The sequence below is a fragment of the Achromobacter sp. JCM 18799 genome, from assembly GCF_055395645.1.
Genome location: NZ_AP043866.1, coordinates 6,433,116 through 6,451,489, shown reverse-complemented (window position 1 = coordinate 6,451,489; position 18,374 = coordinate 6,433,116). Strand labels below are relative to the sequence as shown.

Sequence of the window (18,374 nt, the reverse complement as noted above, 5' to 3'; positions counted from 1 at the left end):
CCGCACGGCAAATTCCTGAAACCGCCCCGATTTCCCGGTTGGCTGCGACGGACGCCGCAAGGCAACCAGAAGGGTAAAAGCCCAGCTTACTGCTTGCCGTGCGAATTGATGTAGTCAATCGCTTGTTGCACGGTCGTGATCTTTTCGGCCTCTTCGTCGGGGATCTCGGTCTCGAATTCGTCTTCGAGCGCCATGACCAGTTCGACCATGTCGAGCGAATCGGCACCGAGGTCGTCAAGGAAGGAGGATTCGTTCTTGATCTCGGCTTCGTTGACGCCAAGTTGTTCAGCGACGATCTTCTTGACGCGCTGTTCGATGCTTTCCATGCAGATCTCCAATTGGGAAAAATCCCGCGAATTATAGCCAAGCGCGGAGTTTTGCGACGCCTGGCCGTGACAAAAATAACACCGCGCACTTGATCTGTCGCCGGGAGTGGCGCAGGAAACCGGTGTGCGGCGTTTCCGGTTGAACCTCGCGTTGCCTCGCCGTTTGTATCCGGCGACGGCTTGGCGGAACTGGCCGCCTACGCGCGATTCGTGACTTATTGCATGTACATCCCGCCGTTGACGTGCAGGGTGGTGCCGGTAATGTAACCCGCCTGCGGCCCGGACAAAAACGCCACGGCGTGGGCGATGTCGGCGGGCGAACCCAGGCGGCCCAGCGGAATCTGCTGCAGCAAGGCGGCAGTTTGATTTTCGCCCAGCGCGCGCGTCATGTCGGTATCGATGAAACCAGGCGCGACGCAGTTCACGGTGATATTGCGGCTGCCCAGTTCACGCGCCAGGGCGCGCGACATGCCTGCCACGCCGGCCTTGGCCGCCGCGTAGTTGGCTTGGCCCGGGTTGCCGCTGGAACCGACCACGGACGTAACGTTGATGATGCGTCCCCAGCGCGCCTTCATCATGCTGCGCAGCACGGCGCGCGACAGACGGAAAACCGAAGCCAGGTTGGTGTCGATGACGGCCGACCAGTCCTCATCCTTCATGCGCATTGCCAGCGTATCACGGGTGATGCCGGCGTTATTGACGAGGATGTGGGGACCGCCGCCCTCCTTGCCCAGCGCGTCGATCAGCGCATCGCAGGCAGCTGCGTCGGTCACGTCCAGCACCACGCCGCGGCCGCCCAGGGGCGCCAGCGCTTCGGTGATGGCGGCAGCGCCCGACTCGGACGTGGCGGTGCCGACGACGGTCGCGCCGCGCGCGGCCAGTTCCTGGGCGATGGCGCGGCCGATGCCGCGCGTGGCGCCGGTCACCAGCGCGATCTTGCCCTGCAGTTCGATCGAGGTGTTGTCCATGTTCTTAATTTCCGTTGACGGCGGCCAACGCCGCTTCAAGCGAAGCAGGATCGGTAATGGCCATGCCCGTGAGTTCGGGGTCGATGCGCTTGGTCAGGCCGGCCAGCACCTTGCCGGGACCGCATTCGATGACGTGCGTGACGCCTTGCGCCTTCATCGCGCGCAGGGTTTCCACCCAGCGCACAGGATGCCACGCCTGACGCACCAGCGCATCCCGGATTGCATCAGGTTCGACAGGCGAAGCCACGTCGACGTTGTTGATCACTTGCACCTGCGGCGCGGACACCGTCACGCCGGCCAGCGCGCCGGCCAGCACGTCGGCGGCGGGCTTGAGCAGACTGGAGTGGAACGGCGCGGACACCGGCAGCAGCAGCGCGCGCTTGGCGCCTGCAGCCTTGGCCAGTTCGCATGCGCGCTCGACGGCGGCCTTATGGCCCGCGATCACGACTTGCGCGGGCGCGTTGAAGTTCACGGCTTCGACAACCTCGCCCTGGGCGGCAGCTTCGCAGGCGGCGCGCACGGCGTCGTCGTCCAGGCCCAGGATGGCGGCCATGGCGCCGGTGCCTACCGGCACGGCGGCCTGCATGGCATCGGCGCGCACGCGCACCAGGCGCACGGCATCTTCAAGTGCGAGCGAGCCCGCAGCCGTCAGCGCGGCGTACTCGCCCAGGCTGTGGCCGGCCACGACGTCGGGCTTGCGGCCGCCGGCGGCACACCAGGCTGCGTAGAACGCGGCGCCGGCGGTCAGCATGGCGGGCTGGGTATTGGTGGTCAGGTTGAGCTGTTCCGCGGGGCCTTGCGCGATCAGCGCGCCCAGGTCCTGGCCCAGCGCCTGCGAAGCGCGCGCCACGGTGTCCGTGACGGCCGCGACGCCGGACCAGGCGTCCAGCATGCCGACAGCTTGGGAACCTTGGCCAGGGAAGACAAAAGCGATTTTCATGTTTGACCGTTTGGATTGATTCAGTGTCTGTGTGGAATGCCAGGCACATCGTTCCGGCGGCCGCGGCGCCAAGCGCCACGCCGCGCCGGAGCGCGCCCTTACATGCGGGCCAGTACCGAGCCCCAGGTGAATCCGCCGCCCACGCCTTGCATCAGGATCAACTGGCCCGGCTTGACGCGGCCGTCGCGGCGCGCGGCGTCCAGGGCCAGCGGCACGCTGGCGGCGGACGTGTTGGCGTGGCTGTCGACGGTGACGACGACCTTCTCGACCGGCACGGCAAGCTTGCGCGCCAGGAAATTCAGGATGCGCACGTTGGCCTGGTGCGGGATCAGCCAATCGACGTCGGCGATCTCGATGCCCGCCTCGGCGCAGGTGTCGCGCGCGGAACGGTCCAGCACGGTGACGGCCTGCTTGAATACGGCCTGCCCGTCCATGCGCAGGAACGGATCGCCGGTCACGTCGCCGTAGGCAACGTTGCCCGCGGCGTTCAGGATCTTGGCCTGGCTGCCGTCGGCGTGCAGTTGCGCGGCCAGGATGCCGGGCTTGTCGGAAGCCTTGAGCACCACGGCGCCAGCGCCGTCGCCGAACAGCACGCAGGTGGAGCGGTCGTTCCAGTCCAGGATGCGCGAGAAGACTTCAGCGCCGATGACCAGCGCGCAACGCGCGCGGCCGGCCCGGATGAAGCTGTCGGCGGTGGTCATCGCGTAGACGAAACCGCTGCACACGGCCTGCACGTCGAATGCCGCCGACCCCTTGGCGCCGATATTGGACTGCACGATGCAGGCGGTGCTCGGGAACACGAAGTCGGGCGTCGAGGTGGCCAGGACGATCAGGTCGACCTCGGAAGCGTCCACGCCGGCGTCAGCCAGCGCGCGGCGCGAGGCCTCGGTCGCCAGCATGCTGGTGGTCACGCCGCGCTCAGCCAGATGGCGCTGGCGGATGCCGGTGCGTTCGACGATCCATTCGTCGGAGGTGGCGATGTCGCGCGTCGCCAGCTCCGCCGCCAGTTCGTCATTCGAAACCACGCGTTCCGGCAGGAAGCTGCCGGTGCCCGCGATCACGGAATATTTCATTGCGGTATCCATCAAGCGGTGTCCCCAGCCACGTTGGGCGACGACACCGAGGGGCCTTCGCCAGATTGAACGCGCTTGGTAATCTGAGCGACCGTCTCGGCGGTGCGCTCCAGCAGTTTACTCACTACGGCTTCGCGGGCGCGCTGCAACGCAAATCCATAGGCGTAGACGTCCGCGGAACCATGGCTCTTGATGACCACGCCGCGCAGGCCCAGCAGCGCGGCGCCGTTATAGCGCCGGTTGTCGACGCGGGTGCGCAGGCGGTTGAGCACCGGCTTGGCCACCGCGCCAGCCAGCAGCGTGATCAGATTGCGTTTGAACTCTTCGCGAATGACGCTGGACAACATCTTCGCCAGCCCTTCGACGGACTTGAGCACGACGTTGCCGACGAAACCGTCGCAGACGACGACGTCGACCGTGCCTTTGAATATGTCATTGCCTTCCACGTTGCCGTAGAAGTTGAGCGGGCTGTTGCGCAGAAGCTCGGCGGCTTCCTTGACGACTTCGTTGCCCTTGATGACTTCTTCGCCGATGTTGAGCAGGCCCACCGAGGGGCGCTCGCGATGGTCCACCGCCTGCGACAGCGCGGCGCCCATGATGGCGAACTGGAGCAGGTGCTCGGCCGTGCAGTCCACATTCGCGCCCAGGTCCAGCACCGTGGTGGCGCGGCCCGTCTGGTTCGGAATGGACGTGGCGATCGCGGGGCGGTCTATGCCGTCCAGCGTCTTGAGCACATAGCGTGAAATGGCCATCCACGCGCCGGTATTGCCCGCGGAAACGCAGGCGTCGGCGCGCCCGTCCTTGACGGACTGGGCAGCCAGGCGCATGGAGGAGTCTTTTTTGCGGCGCAGGGCGACCTCGACCGGGTCGTCCATGGTGACGACTTCGGAAGCCGCCACGATCTCAATGCGATCACGCGCCACGCCGCGGTGCTCGGAGAGCGCCGCTTCAATAGCGTCGGGAAGCCCGACCAGCAATAGCCGGGTATCCGGAAATTGCCGGGCGAACTCGATCGCAGCCGGAATCGTGACGGGCAGACCGAAGTCTCCGCCCATACAGTCTATGGCGATGCGTATCACGGGTGCCAGGTATCAGCGCTCAGCCGAAATGGTCCGAGTACGAGTTCGGCCCGGGGGCCTTATTCGTCGGCCTTGGTCTTCAGGACCTTGCGGCCGCGGTAGAAGCCGTTGGGGCTGATGTGGTGACGCAGATGCGCTTCGCCCGTGTTGGGTTCGATCGCGGTCGGCGGGTTCACCAGAAAATCGTGCGAGCGGTGCATACCGCGCTTGGACGGGGACTTCTTGTTTTGTTGAACGGCCATGATGACTCCTAGAAACGGGGCGCATTGTACGCGATGCGGCCCGATGTTGATCTCAATCTTTGTGCTTCAGTTGTTCCAGCACCGCAAACGGCGACGGACGCTTGACAGCGGGCTCCTCGGGAGAAGCTTCGCTGACCTTGGCCAGCGCGCCCGGGCATACATCATGCTTGGGCACATACGGAACGCTCAGAATGAGCTCATCTTCGATCTGGGCCAGCAGATCAAAATGATGCGAACCCACCACCTTTTCAGGCAGGTTGGACACAAAACCATTTCCTTCTTCGTCCTCGTCGTCCTCGCCGGATGGATCCCCGTAGGAAGCATCGTCGTCGAGATCGGCTTCGGACTTGACCAGCTGCAAAAGGACTTCGCTGTCGATCGGATACACGAACGGCTCATTGCACCGTTGGCACACCAGCACCGGATTCGCCTGCACGTGAATATGCAGGAGCGGCCGGCCCATCAGAAGACCAGTCCTACCCATTTCGCCGCGCACGGACCACGTCACGAGTCCGGCATCGCCCTGCGGTTGTTCGGGCAGCCCGTCAACCACGCGCGTAAGCCGCACAAGAGGTATGGTTCCTTGCGCTTCCTTGCCCATCTGGGCAAATGCGTATGCATCGATGCGCTTGATGTTCAGTCCTTTGCATTCGCGGGGCTGCTCATGGGGACTACTCATACCCATGATTTTGCCGAGGTCGCTAAGCTTCGCCATCGGCTTGCTCGCGCGCCCATTCATGCAAAAATCCCGCAAAACGTTAGATAATACTGTGACTTACGCTTTAACGTCAAATATCGCATGCCTTCCAAGCCCAGCCTGATCCTCGCGTCCAGCTCGCGTTACCGCAAAGAACTGCTGTCCCGCCTGCGCCTGCCTTTCACGGCGATTTCCCCCGATGTAGACGAAACGCCACACTCCGGCGAAACGCCTGAAGCCCTGGCGTTGCGCCTGTCCGTCGCCAAAGCCATGGCGGTCGCGGCCAATCACCCCGGCAGCATCGTGATCGGCTCGGACCAGGTGGCCACCGTGGACGGACAGCCCATCGGCAAGCCGGGGGATTTCCCGCGCGCCTTGGCGCAATTGCGGGCCCTGTCGGGTCAAATCGTGGAATTCCACAGCGCCTTGGCGGTCACCGACGGCCAGCGGGTGGAAAAAGCCGACATCGTCACGCGCTGCCGTTTCCGGGCATTGTCGGACCGCGCGATCGAGGCCTATCTGCGCGCCGAAGAACCCTACGATACCGCAGGCAGCGCCAAGGCGGAAAGCCTGGGCATCGCCCTGATGGAAAGCATCCAGAGCGACGATCCCACCGCCATCATCGGCCTGCCGTTGATCGCGCTGACCGGCATGCTGGCGCAGTTCGGCCTGGATCCGCTGGACACCCTCGGAGCACCCGCATGAGCGGCGCGCTGCACCTGATCCCGGTCGGCCTGGGCGACGCCCCGCCCGAGCGCTGGCTCCCCGCCGAGGTCCGTACCCTGGCAGGCCGGCTGGACACCTACATCGCCGAAAACGCCAAGACCGCCCGCGCCTTCCTCAAGCTGATCGGCACCACCCGGCCGCTGCAGGAAATCACCATCCACACCCTGAACGACAAGGTCGACGCCGCCCAGATCAAGGCTTGGCTTGAGCCGGCGCTCAAGGGCGCCGAAATCGGCCTGGTCTCGGAGGCCGGCTGCCCCGCGGTCGCGGATCCAGGCGCCAAGGTCGCGGACGCCGCCCACCGCCTGGGCATCACGGTGAAGCCCTGGGTCGGCCCCTCCTCCATCCTGCTGGGGCTGATGGCCAGCGGACTGGACGGCCAGCGCTTCGCCTTCCACGGCTACGCGCCGGTGGACCCGGCGGAACGCGCCAAGCAACTGCGCGCCTGGGAGCAGCACTCGGCCAAGCACAACCAGACCCAGCTGCTGATCGAGACCCCCTATCGCAATGCCGCCATGTACGCCACGCTGCTGGCAAGCCTGAAAGGCGACACCAAGCTGTGCGTGGCGCGCTCGGTCACGACTGCCGACGAATGGATCGTCACCCGCAGCGTGGCGGACTGGAAGAAGCAGCCGGCGCCCCAGCTCGACAAGCTGCCGACACTGTTTCTCTTCCTGGCGCGCTGACCCATGCGCCGCCTATTGCTTGCGCCGCTTGCCGCGGCCGTTCTGGCAGGATGCGCCGCGCGCGGCCCCGCCGGCCTGGACCTGGACACCTCGATCACCGCGGTCGGCCAGGCCAGCCGGGTGCGCAGCATCGTGCTGCACTACACCAGCGTCGATGACGCCCGTTCGATGGAATTGCTCTCCAAGGGCAAGGTCAGCTCTCATTACCTGGTGTACGACTCGGGCCGCGTCTACCGGCTGGTCGACGAGAACCGCGCCGCCTGGCATGCCGGCGCCAGTTCCTGGTATGGCAACATCGCCATGAACAGCACGTCCATCGGCATAGAAATCGTCAACCCGGGCTGGACGGAGGGCCCTGACGGCAAGCCCGTCTGGCATCCCTATAACGACCGCCAATTGCGCGCATTGACCATATTGCTACGTGATATTGCGCAGCGCCACGGCATCACACCCGAAAACATCGTAGGCCATAGCGATATCGCGCCTCAGCGCAAGGTGGATCCCGGACCTCTATTCCCGTGGAAAATGCTGGCCGAGGCGGGAATCGGGCGCTGGTACGACGAAACCGGGGCCGCCCAGCACCTCGCGCGCCTGCAGGCCCAGGGCCTCCCGGACGTGGCATGGTTCCAGAAACAGTTGGCGCGGCTAGGCTATGCATGTCCACAGGACGGCACGCTGAACCCGGCCACGATCGGCGCGCTGGCGGCCTTCCAGATGCACTACCGGCCGGCGCTGTACGACGGCCAGCCGGACGCGGAGACCGCCGCCATCATGCTGGCGATGCTGTAGGAACGCGCGGCGCTATCGCCTGCCGCGCAGCCAGGCGACCAGCCGCCAGCCCAGCAGCAAGGCCAGCACCGCGGCGTACAGCGCGGGCTGCGCCAGGTCGTTCTTGCCCGCCTTGTGCCACCAGTAATGCAGCACCGCCAGCAGGCCGATGGCATAGATGGCGCGATGCAGGCTTTGCCAGCGCTTGCCCAGCTTGCGCATGGCCCACTGCGTGGAGGTGGCCGCCAGAGCGGCCATCAGCACGAACGCCGCGAATCCCGCCATGATGAAGGGGCGTTCGCCAATATCGCGCAGCATGCCGGCCGGATCGAAGCCGCGGTCCCACCAGACCCAGGCCATGAAATGCATGGAGCCATAGAAGAACGCGAACAGCCCGCACATGCGCCGCAGACGCACCAAGGCAGGTTGGCCGGTCAGCCGGCGCAGCGGCGTGATAGCCAGGGTCACGAGCAGGCAGACCAGGGTCCAGGTGCCCGATGAACGGGTCAGGAACTCGACCGGGTTCGCCGTCAGCCCGTTGTTCGCGCCCAGCCAGATCCAGCGCACGAACGGCGCCAGCCCCAGCAGGAACAGGAACGGTTTGAAGCGCCCCACGGTCTTGGCGGAAAGCGGGGTTTTGCGCGGCGGCGCGGCCGGAGCCGCCTGCGGAGTGCCGTCAGGCATGGAATCGCCTCAGTAGTTCGCCTTCAGGTCCATCCCCTGGTAGAGCGACGCCACCTGCTCGGCATAACCGTTGAACATCAAGGTCTTGCGCTTGGGCGAGAACAGCCCGTCCTCGCCGATGCGGCGCTCCGTGGCCTGGCTCCAGCGCGGATGTGGCACGTCGGGATTCACGTTGGCGTAAAAGCCATACTCCTGCGGCGCGGCCTTGATCCAGGACGACACGGGCGGCTTTTCAACCAGGCGGATCTTGACCAGGGACTTGGCCGACTTGAAACCGTACTTCCAGGGCACCGCCAACCTGAGCGGCGCGCCATTCTGGTTCGGTAGCACTTTTCCGTAGACGCCGAACACCAGCATGGCCAGGGGATTCATGGCCTCGTCGATGCGCAGGCCTTCCACATAAGGCCATTCCAGGATCGCGGCGCGCACGCCTGGCATGTTCTCGCGCTGCACCGCAGTCACGAATTCGACGTACTTGGCGTTGCCCGTGGGCTCGACCTGCTTGAGCAGCGCCGACAGCGAATAGCCCACCCACGGAATCACCATGGACCAGCCCTCGACGCAGCGCAGCCGATAGACGCGCTCTTCCATCGGCGCCAGCTTGAGCAGTTCTTCGATGGAAAAGGTGCGCGGCTTGCCGACTTCGCCCTCGACGCTCACGCTCCAGGGGCGTGTCTGCAACTTGCCGGCATTGGCGGCCGGATCGCCCTTATCCACGCCGAACTCGTAGTAGTTGTTGTAGGACGTTACGTCGGCCAGCGTCGTCTGCTTATCCATGACGCTCAAGCCTGCATTGAGCTTGCCCGGCAGGGCGCCGGCCTCCTGGGCGTGCGCGCTGCGCATGCCCCACCCCGGCAGGCTCGCTGCGGCCGCGACCGTCCCGGCGCGCAGCATCAATTCGCGGCGCGAACGCCAGACGGCCTCGGAGGTGATCTCTGACGGAAGAATATCGTCGGGATTGCGTATCAACATCATGGTCTCCGGTGTGGCGCCCGCAGGATCATGGACGCGCCCTGCGCAAGCCATGGACGCCGCGCCGCCCCATGATATTCCGCAGCAGCCGGCGCTTGCGGGTATTTTCTATAGACCCGCACGGACGGCCGGCGTTCCGCGCCCGGACGGTGTGCGCCCGGAGAATCCCGGGCGCCAGGCCGCTAGACGCGCGGCAGCAGCCATTCGCGTACCTTGGGCACGCTCTCGAGCACCGCCTGCGGCGAACAACCCTCAAGTTCCTTCAGGGTATGAGCGCCATAGGTCACGCCCAAACCGTGTACGCCGGCATTGATCGCCATCTGCAGGTCGTGCGAGGTGTCGCCCACCATCACCACCCGGTCCGGCTCCACGTCCAGCTCCTGCATCAGTTCGTGCAGCATCGCGGGATGCGGCTTGCTGAAGGTTTCGTCGGCGGTGCGAGTGGCATCGAACAACGGCCCCAGGCCGGTCGCGGCCAGCGCGCGCGTCAGGCCCACCCGGCTCTTGCCGGTAGCCACCGCCAGGCGCACGTTCTGCCCTGCCAGTTCAGTCAGCAGTTCCTGCACGCCTTCGAACAGGCGCAATTCCGGATCGCGCAGCAGATAGTGCGTGCGGTAGCGCTCCAGGAAGCGCGGCAGCATCGCCTGGGTCAGTTCCGGCACCGCGCGGCGCAGGGCGCTTTCCAGGGACAGGCCTATCACCCAACTGGCGTCGGATGCCGAAGGCACCGTCAGCTCCAGGTCGCGGCAGGCGCCCTGGATGGCGGCCACGATGCTGTGCGTGGAATCCATCAGGGTGCCATCCCAGTCAAAAACGACCAGCGAATACGACATAATCAGACCGACTCCAGTTGTTTCAGTATTTTCCGGCAAGCTGGAGGCAGCTCGGCCGTAAGCGTCAGGGGCTCGCCCGTCACCGGGTGGGCCAGCGTCAATTGGTGGGCGTGCAGAAACATCCTGCCGAAGCCCATGCGCGCGAACTGCGCCCGCACTTCGTCGTGGCCGTACTTGTCGTCGCCCACGATGGGGAAGCCGCTGGCGGCCAGGTGCACCCGGATCTGATGGGTGCGGCCGGTGCGCAATTCGGCGTCGACCAGACTATAGCCACCAAACCGCTGCTTGAGCGTGACGATGGTGTGCGCCGACTGGCCGTCCGGGTCGACCTTGACCCGGCGTTCGCCGGACTGGGTGGTCCACTTGGACAGGCCCAGCTTGATGTGCTGCCGGTCATTGACCCAATCGCCCTCGACCAGCGCCAGGTAGTGTTTGTCCCCTTTTCCTTCTCGCAGCATGGCGTGCAAGGCCAGCAGGGCGCTGCGCTTCTTGGCCACCATCAAGAGACCCGAGGTCTCCCGGTCCAGACGATGGACCAGCTCCAGGAACTTGGCGCCGGGCCGGGCCGCCCGCAGCTGTTCGATCACGCCGAAGGACACGCCGCTGCCGCCGTGGACCGCCACCCCGGCGGGCTTGTCCACCACCAGCAGCGCCTCGTCCTCGAACACCACGGGGAATTCTGCGCCAGGCACTGGACGGGGCTTGCCCGGATCCGGCAAACGCAGGGGCGGAACGCGGACCACGTCCCCCTCGGCGACGCGGTAGTCGGCCGAAGTGCGTCCCTTGTTTACCCGCACTTCGCCGCCGCGTATGGCTTTGTAGATATGGGTTTTGGGGACGCCCTTGCACAAGCGCGCAAGATAGTTGTCCAGACGCTGGCCGGCATGCTCGGCGTCGACTTCCACCAGCCGGACGGCAGGGGGAGCTTTAGAGAGGGAAAGCGAGGGGGAAGTTTCTTTGCGCATTGCGAAAAGCGACATATAATCGGGACAGCCTAAAGGGGCTGAACTAGCCGCCTGACGTAGAGATGCAACGTTACGCAACTCCGTCGAGCGCGCGGGCCGCCATTGTACTGCCTGCTCATTCAACCCCCGGGGTCATTTGGTCGCCGGCGCAACCGCGCCCTGCCGGATAGTGGTGTGGCATTCATTTTGCCCGCTGTCCCAGCAGGTCCGTTGCATGCCGCAAGCGGCTCTGAAGCACCGCAAGAATCGTCGCATATTTAAAGCACCAGCTGCGCGTGGGCAACCAATCCGACCGCAACTGCCGTTCACAGCACTTTTCCGTCAAACCACATTCAGTGAAGCTGACCCTCCTGCTGACAGAACCCCGAGCCCCACGGCTCGACGTGCCCGCCTGACCCGCGGCGGATACGCCTGGGCGCCGCCCAGGTACGGTCCGCAACTCTTGCCCGCTTCAGCCCGCAGCCCGAGTGACCCGAGGTCACGCGCCGATATCGGCGCGTCATGACAACGGAGAACCCCTCTCATGAAGCGCATGCTGTTCAATGCGACGCATCAGGAAGAATTACGCGTCGCTATCGTCGATGGGCAAAAACTCATCGACCTCGACATCGAGACTGCCGGCCGCGAACAACGCAAAGGCAATATCTACAAAGGTGTCATCACCCGGATCGAACCCGGCCTCGAAGCCTGCTTCGTCAACTACGGTGAAGACCGTCACGGTTTCCTGCCTTTCAAGGAAGTGGCCCGCAGCTACTTCAAGGAAGGCGTGGACGTCCGCAGCGCCCGCATCCAGGACGCCCTGCGCGAAGGCCAGGAACTGATCGTCCAGGTTGAAAAGGAAGAGCGCGGCAACAAGGGCGCCGCCCTGACCACGTTCATCTCGCTGGCCGGCCGCTACCTGGTCCTGATGCCCAACAACCCCCGTGGCGGTGGCGTTTCGCGCCGCGTCGAGGGCGAGGACCGCCAGGAACTGCGCGACACGATGGAGCAGCTCGATCTGCCCCAGGGCATGAGCATCATCGCCCGCACCGCCGGCATCGGCCGCAACGTCGAAGAGCTCCAGTGGGACCTGTCCTACCTGTTGCAGCTCTGGACCGCGATTGACGGCGCCGCGCGCGACAACTCCGCGCCGATCCTGATCTACCTGGAATCCAGCCTGGTCATCCGGGCCATCCGCGACTACTTCTCCCCGGAAATCGGCGAGATCCTCATCGATACCGACGAGATCGCCGACCAGGCCACGGCCTTCATGAGCGTGGTGATGCCGGACAACGTCCAGCGCGTCAAACGCTACCGCGACGATATCCCGCTCTTCTCCCGCTTCCAGATCGAACACCAGATCGAGACGGCCTACTCGCGCACGGTCACGCTGCCCTCGGGCGGCGCCATCGTCATCGACCACACCGAAGCCCTGGTTTCCGTGGACGTCAACTCGGCCCGCTCCACGCGCGGCGCCGATATCGAGGAAACCGCGCTGCGCACCAACTCGGAAGCCGCCGACGAAGTGGCCCGCCAGTTGCGCCTGCGCGACCTGGGCGGCCTGATCGTCATCGACTTCATCGACATGGAGGACAGCAAGAACCAGCGCGCCGTCGAACAGCGCCTGCGTGACGCCCTCCACTTCGACCGCGCCCGCGTCCAGATGGGCAAGATTTCGCGCTTCGGCCTGATGGAACTGTCGCGCCAGCGCCTGCGCCCCGCCCTGAACGAAGGCTCGCACATCACCTGCCCGCGCTGCAACGGCACCGGCGTGATCCGCGACGCCGAGTCCAGCGCCCTGCACGTGCTGCGCCTGCTGCAGGAAGAAGCCATGAAGGAAAACACCGCCGCCGTGCACGCTCAAGTGCCGGTCGACGTTGCGACCTATCTGCTGAACGAAAAGCGCGCCGACATCACCAAGATGGAAGCCCGCCTCAAGGTCAACCTGATGCTGATCCCCAACAAGCATCTGGAAACGCCGCACCACCACATCGAGCGCCTGCGCCACGACGATCCGCGCCTGGAAGAACTGAAGACCAGCTTCGAACTGGTTGAAGCCCCGGCCACGGACGCTCCCTGGCAGCCGCGCGAACACGAAATCAAGTCGCGTCCGGAAGCGCTGGTCAAGGGCATCACGCCATCGCAGCCCGCTCCGGTTTCGACGCCCGCCCCCGCGCCGGCTCCCGCGCCGGCGGCAACCGGCGGCCTGGGCGGCCTGTTCAAGCGCCTGTTCGGCTGGCTGGGTGGCAGCTCCGAAGCGGCCAAGCCCGCTCCCGCCGCCCAGGAAGACAGCGCCAAGCGCGCCAGTTCCGGCCGCGGCAAGGGCCGTAGCGGCCATGACGGCCAGGAACGCCGTGGCGAACGCCATGGTTCGGACCGCAACCGCAACCGCCGCGGCGAATCGCGCGGCGAAGGCGCCGAGGCCAGCGAAGGCGGCCGCCACCACGTGCGCGGCAACCGCCGTGCCGAGGGCGACCGCCAGGAACGCGGCGACCGCAATAACCGCAACGACGCCCGCGGCGAACGCGACACCCAGGCCACGCAAGCGGCCCTGGCGTCCAACCGTCCCGAGCAAGCCGTGGAAGCCGGCGGCGAGGACAGCGGCGCCGGCCGCAACCGCCGCCGCGGCCGTGGCCGCAACCGCCGCGAGGAAGGCCAGTCCGACGCCCCGATGAGCGAACAGGAAAGCATGGTCGCCGCCCTGGCTCAAACGGTCGCCACTGCCCTGCCCGAGACCAAACCGGCTCCTGAAGCCGCCGTGGTCACCGCCGAGGCTGTCGAAGCCGAAGCCGTGGCCGAACAGACCGCCGATGGCGTACCCGCCGTGGAAGGCGCCGAAGGCGCTGCCGATCCCGAGCGCAAGCGCCGCCGCCGCCGCAGCCGCCGCGGCCGCCGCAGCCAGGAAGAAGCAGGTTTGGCCGGCAGCGACGATCAGCAGGAAGATGGCGCCGACGACGACAGCATCGATCAGCCGGAAGAAGCTGCCGCTCAACCCGCCGTGACCGCTGCGCAAGCCGTGGAACCTGCCGTACAGGTCCAAGCCGCTCCGGTGCAAGCCCAGCAGCCCGAAGCCGCTAAGGCCGAGCCCGCCCAGGTTGCGGCTGCCCCGGTTGCGGCTGCTCCGGTTGAAGCCCAGCCGGCAACGCCCGTGCAGGTCCAAGCCGAGCAAGCCGTCGAACCCGTGGCCCAGCCCGTGCAGACGGCTGCCGCCGAGGTGACCCAGCCTGTGTCCGTGCAGGCCGCGAGCGAGGCTTCCGCCCCCGCAGCGACCGAGACGACGCCGGTGGAAGCCGCCGCCGTCGAGCCCGTGGTTGCTCCCGCCGCCGCGCCGGCCGCCCCGGTTGCTCCTGCCGCGCCCGTGGCACAGGAAGCGGCTGCCCCGGCGCCCGCAGCCAGCCAGCCCATCGTGCTGCCGGCTGCCGCCCCGTCGGCCAAGGCCCAGGCCCTGCACGACGTGGTGAACGCCGCCGGCCTGCAGTGGGTGGAGACCGATCCGGACCGCCACGCCCAGACCCAGCTGCGTATCGCCGCTGCACACACGCCGGTCCGCCTGGGCCGCGAGCGCAAGCCGGTCGCGCCCGTTTCCAACGAACCGCTGGTTCAGGTCGAAACGCGCCACTAAGCCGCAGGCCCGCAAGGGCTTGCGACTGGCAGCACGCCGCACCCCGGACGCTGGATACCGATCCAGCGTCCGGGGTGTTTTTCATGGTGGCTTGGCAGCGCGGCGGCGCCCGACGCGATCCGCAGCGCGCACGTCCTGGACGTTCACTCGTCCTCTATCGGCTCCGCAGGCAGGTTCAAGGCCAGACCGGCCTCTTCAACGAATGCTTCCGCCAACGCCGAATGCGGCATATGCCGGGCCCAGATGATCCCCATGCAGCGCAGCGGCGCGCGCCCCGGCAGCGGCACGCGCTTGACGCGCCGGCTGTCCACCCAATCGGGCGCCCAATCGGGCACCAGCGACACGCCCAGCCCTTCCGACACCATGCAGGCGATGCCCATCAGGCCATCGACCTCCAGACGCTCGCGCGGCGCGATGCCGTGCTGGCGCAGGTACTGGTCCGCCAGCCGGCCGCCCCAGACATTGCGGTCATAGCGTATGAAAGGCTGCGTGCTCATGAGTTCGTGGGCGTCATTGCTCACGGTATCGGGCGGCGCCAGCACCACCAGCGGCTCTTCCGCCACCAATTTCCAGGCGTAGCCCTTGGACAGGTTGAATTGCGGTTTGACGATGAAGGCCGCGTCCAGGTCGCCGTTGATCACGCGGTGGTACAGGTGATTGGAGGTGCCCGGCTCCACGAACACCGCCAGTTTGGGCAGGCGCCGGTACAGGCGCGCCAGCACGGTGGGCATGATGCCCGTCAGCGCCGACACCGACACGCCCAGCCGCAATTCGCCCAGCGGCGCGTCGTCGCTGGCGCTGGCGCGCAGGTCCCGCACTTCGCGCAATACGCTGCGGGCCCGCTCCAGCACCTTCAGGCCCGCCTCGGTCGCCTTGACGCTACGGCCGACGCGCTTGATGAGGGTGGCGCCCAGCTCCTCTTCCAGGGTGCGCACCCGCGCCGCGATCGCGGCGGGGGTCAGGTCCAGCCGGCGCGCGGCCTCCGCCAGCGATCCGCATTCAACCACCGACACAAAGCTCTGCACATATCGCGTATCCAAAGCGTCCCCCCTTTTTTTCTGCATGCACGATTTGCGCCAGGGCAAACCACAACAATTTTATGGATTGAAGCAATTAAACAGCAGATGTTCAGCGGCCGCTTCGGTGCCAGAATCAGACGTTGCCGCCGCGCCGCCCGGCGCGTCCTTTGCATTCATCAGAAATCGAGTAGAGACAATGAGCACCCAAGCCAGCATTCCCGGCGTTTTTTCTCCGGTCCTGACGCCGTTCGACGCAGCCTATCGCCCGGCCCTGGGCCGCTATGTGAAGCACTGCCGCTGGCTGCGCGAACAATCCGTCGGGCTGGCCATATTCGGCACCAACTCGGAAGCCAACTCGCTGGCCCTGTCGGAAAAGCGCAGTCTGCTGGACGCGCTGCTGGAAGCCGGCGTGGAACCGTCCGCGCTGATGCCCGGCACTGGCGCCTGCGCGCTGCCCGATGCGATCGAACTGACCCGCCACGCCGTGCGCAGCGGCAGCATGGGCGTGCTGGTCCTGCCCCCCCTTCTATTACAAGGGCGTAAGCGACGAAGGCCTGTTCCGCTACTACGCCGAACTGATCGAAGGCGTGGGCGATGACCGGTTGCGCATGTACCTGTATCACATCCCTCCCGTGAGCCAGGTGCCGCTGAGCCTGGACCTGATCAATCGGCTGCTGGACCGCTATCCTGGCCAGGTCGCCGGCGTGAAGGACAGCGGCGGGGACTGGAACAACACGGCCGCCATGATCGAACGCTTCGCGCCGCGCGGCTTCAAAGTCTATGCGGGCAGCGAAGCCTTCCTGCTGCAAACCCTGCGCGCCGGCGGCGTGGGCTGCATCACCGCCACCGGCAACGTCAATCCTGGCCCCATCGTCGCCCTGCAACAGCGCTGGCAGGAAGCCGACGCCGACGCCCGCCAGGCCGGACTGAACGCGACCCGCAACGTGTTCGGTAAATTCCCCATGATCCCCGCGATGAAAGCCGCGATTGCCTGGAAATCCGGCGATTCGGCCTGGGCGACCGTGCGCCCGCCCCTGGTGGAACTGAACGCCGAGCAGCGCTCTGCCCTGCAGGCCGCGCTGGACGACAATGGCTTTGACATGCCGGGCGCGCAGACCCTGGCAGACAACTAGCCCCGGGCCCGCGGGCGCACCCGCGCCTGCGGCATCGAACGACGGAACAGCCCCGGCGCACGGCAACCTGAAGCCGTGCGCCGGGGCGCTTTCTTTGGCAGTGCCGCTCAGCTCACCACGCCGATGTTCCAGGGCACGAACTCGTGATCACCCAGTCCCAGGAGTTCGCTCTTGCTGCGCGTGCCGGAAGCCACCAGCAGGATTTCCTCGAAGATGCGCTGCGCCACTTCCTGCAGGGTCGCGGTGCCGTCCAGGATGTCGCCGCAATTGACGTCCATGTCCTCCGTCAGCCTTTCGTACATCGGCGTGTTGGTCGCCAGCTTGATCGAAGGCACGGGCTTGGCGCCGAACATCGAGCCGCGCCCGGTGGTGAAACAGATCATGTTGGCCCCGCCAGCGATCTGTCCGGTTGCGGACACCGGGTCGAAGCCCGGCGTATCCATGAACACCATGCCGGGCTGGCGCACCGGCTCCGCGTAGCGGTAGACCTCCATCAACGCCGTGGTGCCGCCCTTCATCGAGGAGCCCAGCGACTTCTCGAAGATGTTGGCCAATCCGCCCATCTGGTTGCCTGGGCTGACCTTGCCATTGATCTGCACGTCGCGCCCCGGCGAATACTCTTCCTTCCACCAGCGGATGCGCTGCACCAGCTTTTCGCCCACCTCGCGGTTGCGGGCGCGCGAGGTCAAGGTGTGTTCCACGCCGTAGATCTCGGGCGTTTCGGACAGGATGGCGGTGCCGCCGTGGCGCACCAGGATGTCCATGGCCGCCCCCAATGCCGGATTGGCGGTAATGGACGAAAAGCCGTCCGAGCCGCCGCATTGCAGGCCCACCGTCAGGTGCCGCGCCGGCACCGGCACGCGCTCGACGTCATTGGCCTCGGGCAGCAGCGCCTGCACGGCGGCGACGCCCGCTTCGATGGTTTTGCGCGTGCCGCCGGTCTCCTGCATGATGAAAGTCTTCAGCCGCGCGCCCGCCTCCAGGCCCTGGTCCTTGAGCAAGGCATCCAGCTGGTTGCGCTCGCAGCCCAACCCGACGATCAGCACGGCGGCAAAGTTGGCGTGGCAGGCGTAGCCGCCCATCGTCCGGCGCAACAGGTCCATGGGTTCGCCGGACATCTCCATGCCGCAGCCCATGCCATGGCTCAGCGCCACCACGCCGTCCACATTGGGATAGGCGGCCATCAGCTGCGGCGTGAAGGCCTCGGCGATGCGGTGCACCACCGTCGCCGAACAATTGACCGTCGCCATGACGCCGATGTAGTTGCGCGTGGCGACCTGTCCATTGGCGCGCACGATGCCGAGAAAGCGCGCCTGCTCGGACTCGGGCAGGACCGGCGTGGCCACGTAATCGCGCGCATGCGCGTAGTCGCGGTCGAACTCCTGGAAGTCCATGTTGTGCGAATGGACGTAGGTGCCCGCCGGAATATCGCCCGCCGCAAAGCCGATACAGACGTTGTACTTGAGGATGGGCTCGCCGGCGCGCAGGTCGCGGGCCGCGATCTTATGCCCGGCCGGGATCTGGCTGCGGCTGACGATGCCTTCGGAGGGCACGGCCATGCCTATGCCGATGGGCACGCGCGCCACCACGACGTTGTCCGCGGAATGCAGCCGGATCACGGGTCCGGCCGCGCGTTTTTCAGTGAAATCGATCATGTCTGGA

Annotated in this window: 17 protein-coding genes and 1 pseudogene; 5 read left to right on the top strand and 13 right to left on the bottom strand. The window is 66.2% G+C overall.

Annotated elements, in window-relative coordinates:
• Positions 1-86 precede the first annotated feature (86 nt).
• The 7 genes from acpP to ACZ5YA_RS30540 form a co-directional block, all read right to left on the bottom strand.
• A complete protein-coding gene (gene acpP, locus ACZ5YA_RS30570) occupies positions 87-326 on the bottom strand; it encodes an acyl carrier protein (protein WP_003813816.1) in 240 nt (79 codons plus the stop codon).
• A gap of 215 nt (positions 327-541) precedes the next feature.
• Positions 542-1,294 (bottom strand): 3-oxoacyl-ACP reductase FabG, encoded by a 753-nt coding sequence (fabG, locus tag ACZ5YA_RS30565; RefSeq protein WP_059374778.1) that lies wholly within the window; start codon positions 1,292-1,294, stop codon positions 542-544.
• Positions 1,295-1,298: 4 nt separating this feature from the next.
• Positions 1,299-2,234, bottom strand: coding sequence for an ACP S-malonyltransferase (fabD, locus tag ACZ5YA_RS30560; protein ID WP_054450614.1), 936 nt, complete (start codon positions 2,232-2,234; stop codon positions 1,299-1,301).
• 98 nt (positions 2,235-2,332) lie between these two features.
• Positions 2,333-3,319, bottom strand: a complete 987-nt coding sequence (locus ACZ5YA_RS30555; RefSeq protein WP_118931844.1) for a beta-ketoacyl-ACP synthase III — start codon at positions 3,317-3,319, stop codon at positions 2,333-2,335.
• The gene (gene plsX, locus ACZ5YA_RS30550; RefSeq protein WP_059374784.1) at positions 3,319-4,386 is read right to left on the bottom strand and encodes a phosphate acyltransferase PlsX; all 1,068 of its coding nucleotides are present in this window, start codon (positions 4,384-4,386) and stop codon (positions 3,319-3,321) included. The genes ACZ5YA_RS30555 and plsX overlap by 1 nt, the downstream gene beginning before the upstream one ends.
• Before the next feature lie 59 nt (positions 4,387-4,445).
• Positions 4,446-4,628 (bottom strand): 50S ribosomal protein L32, encoded by a 183-nt coding sequence (rpmF, locus tag ACZ5YA_RS30545; RefSeq protein ID WP_013392223.1) that lies wholly within the window; start codon positions 4,626-4,628, stop codon positions 4,446-4,448.
• Positions 4,629-4,680: 52 nt separating this feature from the next.
• Positions 4,681-5,307: a YceD family protein gene (locus tag ACZ5YA_RS30540; protein WP_165867790.1), complete on the bottom strand. Its 627-nt coding sequence runs from the start codon at positions 5,305-5,307 to the stop codon at positions 4,681-4,683.
• Positions 5,308-5,427: 120 nt separating this feature from the next.
• Here ACZ5YA_RS30540 and ACZ5YA_RS30535 point away from each other — a divergent pair, with 120 nt between their 5' ends.
• The 3 genes from ACZ5YA_RS30535 to ACZ5YA_RS30525 are packed head-to-tail and all read left to right on the top strand — an operon-like array spanning position 5,428 to position 7,526.
• On the top strand, positions 5,428-6,030 hold the full coding sequence (locus ACZ5YA_RS30535; RefSeq protein WP_464091655.1) for a Maf-like protein: 603 nt from the start codon (positions 5,428-5,430) through the stop codon (positions 6,028-6,030).
• Positions 6,027-6,737, top strand: a complete 711-nt coding sequence (locus ACZ5YA_RS30530) for an SAM-dependent methyltransferase (RefSeq protein WP_059374789.1) — start codon at positions 6,027-6,029, stop codon at positions 6,735-6,737. The genes ACZ5YA_RS30535 and ACZ5YA_RS30530 overlap by 4 nt, the downstream gene beginning before the upstream one ends.
• 3 nt (positions 6,738-6,740) lie before the next feature.
• Entirely contained in the window at positions 6,741-7,526 is a 786-nt protein-coding gene (locus ACZ5YA_RS30525; RefSeq protein WP_464091654.1) for an N-acetylmuramoyl-L-alanine amidase, read from the top strand.
• A 12-nt stretch (positions 7,527-7,538) separates the two neighbouring features.
• Here ACZ5YA_RS30525 and msrQ read toward each other — a convergent pair whose 3' ends face one another.
• The 4 genes from msrQ to ACZ5YA_RS30505 all read right to left on the bottom strand — a co-directional run bounded on the left by msrQ (position 7,539) and on the right by ACZ5YA_RS30505 (position 10,974).
• Positions 7,539-8,189, bottom strand: a complete 651-nt coding sequence (gene msrQ / locus ACZ5YA_RS30520; RefSeq protein WP_118931847.1) for a protein-methionine-sulfoxide reductase heme-binding subunit MsrQ — start codon at positions 8,187-8,189, stop codon at positions 7,539-7,541.
• Between the two features lie 9 nt (positions 8,190-8,198).
• Positions 8,199-9,161 carry a protein-methionine-sulfoxide reductase catalytic subunit MsrP gene (msrP, locus tag ACZ5YA_RS30515; RefSeq protein ID WP_464092881.1) on the bottom strand — a complete coding sequence of 321 codons (963 nt, stop codon included), beginning with the start codon at positions 9,159-9,161 and terminating at the stop codon, positions 8,199-8,201.
• 182 nt (positions 9,162-9,343) lie between these two features.
• A complete protein-coding gene (locus ACZ5YA_RS30510) occupies positions 9,344-9,994 on the bottom strand; it encodes an HAD family hydrolase (RefSeq protein WP_464091653.1) in 651 nt (216 codons plus the stop codon).
• 2 nt (positions 9,995-9,996) lie between these two features.
• The gene (locus ACZ5YA_RS30505) at positions 9,997-10,974 is read right to left on the bottom strand and encodes an RluA family pseudouridine synthase (protein WP_118931849.1); all 978 of its coding nucleotides are present in this window, start codon (positions 10,972-10,974) and stop codon (positions 9,997-9,999) included.
• 508 nt (positions 10,975-11,482) lie between these two features.
• On the opposite strand from ACZ5YA_RS30505, the gene ACZ5YA_RS30500 reads away from it, so the two are divergent.
• The gene (locus ACZ5YA_RS30500) at positions 11,483-14,560 is read left to right on the top strand and encodes an Rne/Rng family ribonuclease (protein WP_464091652.1); all 3,078 of its coding nucleotides are present in this window, start codon (positions 11,483-11,485) and stop codon (positions 14,558-14,560) included.
• 143 nt (positions 14,561-14,703) lie between these two features.
• On the opposite strand, the gene ACZ5YA_RS30495 is transcribed toward ACZ5YA_RS30500, so the two are convergent.
• Entirely contained in the window at positions 14,704-15,600 is an 897-nt protein-coding gene (locus ACZ5YA_RS30495; protein ID WP_464091651.1) for a LysR family transcriptional regulator, read from the bottom strand.
• 175 nt (positions 15,601-15,775) lie between these two features.
• On the opposite strand from ACZ5YA_RS30495, the pseudogene ACZ5YA_RS30490 reads away from it, so the two are divergent.
• A pseudogene (locus tag ACZ5YA_RS30490) lies at positions 15,776-16,712 on the top strand (dihydrodipicolinate synthase family protein).
• 107 nt (positions 16,713-16,819) lie between these two features.
• Here the strand turns inward: ACZ5YA_RS30490 and ACZ5YA_RS30485 are convergent.
• Positions 16,820-18,367, bottom strand: a complete 1,548-nt coding sequence (locus ACZ5YA_RS30485; protein WP_059374802.1) for a UxaA family hydrolase — start codon at positions 18,365-18,367, stop codon at positions 16,820-16,822.
• Between the last annotated feature and the right edge of the window lie 7 nt (positions 18,368-18,374).

Bases quoted from the DNA above. Each gene is read 5' to 3' on its own strand.
- ACZ5YA_RS30485 (WP_059374802.1), bottom strand. From the start codon at position 18,367: ATGATCGATTTCACTGAAAAACGCGCGGCCGGACCCGTGATCCGGCTG.
- ACZ5YA_RS30555 (WP_118931844.1), bottom strand. From the start codon at position 3,319: ATGGATACCGCAATGAAATATTCCGTGATCGCGGGCACCGGCAGCTTC.
- ACZ5YA_RS30530 (WP_059374789.1), top strand. From the start codon at position 6,027: ATGAGCGGCGCGCTGCACCTGATCCCGGTCGGCCTGGGCGACGCCCCG.
- ACZ5YA_RS30500 (WP_464091652.1), top strand. From the start codon at position 11,483: ATGAAGCGCATGCTGTTCAATGCGACGCATCAGGAAGAATTACGCGTC.
- acpP (WP_003813816.1), bottom strand. From the start codon at position 326: ATGGAAAGCATCGAACAGCGCGTCAAGAAGATCGTCGCTGAACAACTT.
- ACZ5YA_RS30510 (WP_464091653.1), bottom strand. From the start codon at position 9,994: ATGTCGTATTCGCTGGTCGTTTTTGACTGGGATGGCACCCTGATGGAT.
- ACZ5YA_RS30540 (WP_165867790.1), bottom strand. From the start codon at position 5,307: ATGAGTAGTCCCCATGAGCAGCCCCGCGAATGCAAAGGACTGAACATC.
- rpmF (WP_013392223.1), bottom strand. From the start codon at position 4,628: ATGGCCGTTCAACAAAACAAGAAGTCCCCGTCCAAGCGCGGTATGCAC.
- msrQ (WP_118931847.1), bottom strand. From the start codon at position 8,189: ATGCCTGACGGCACTCCGCAGGCGGCTCCGGCCGCGCCGCCGCGCAAA.
- fabD (WP_054450614.1), bottom strand. From the start codon at position 2,234: ATGAAAATCGCTTTTGTCTTCCCTGGCCAAGGTTCCCAAGCTGTCGGC.
- ACZ5YA_RS30525 (WP_464091654.1), top strand. From the start codon at position 6,741: ATGCGCCGCCTATTGCTTGCGCCGCTTGCCGCGGCCGTTCTGGCAGGA.
- fabG (WP_059374778.1), bottom strand. From the start codon at position 1,294: ATGGACAACACCTCGATCGAACTGCAGGGCAAGATCGCGCTGGTGACC.
- ACZ5YA_RS30535 (WP_464091655.1), top strand. From the start codon at position 5,428: ATGCCTTCCAAGCCCAGCCTGATCCTCGCGTCCAGCTCGCGTTACCGC.
- msrP (WP_464092881.1), bottom strand. From the start codon at position 9,161: ATGTTGATACGCAATCCCGACGATATTCTTCCGTCAGAGATCACCTCC.
- ACZ5YA_RS30505 (WP_118931849.1), bottom strand. From the start codon at position 10,974: ATGTCGCTTTTCGCAATGCGCAAAGAAACTTCCCCCTCGCTTTCCCTC.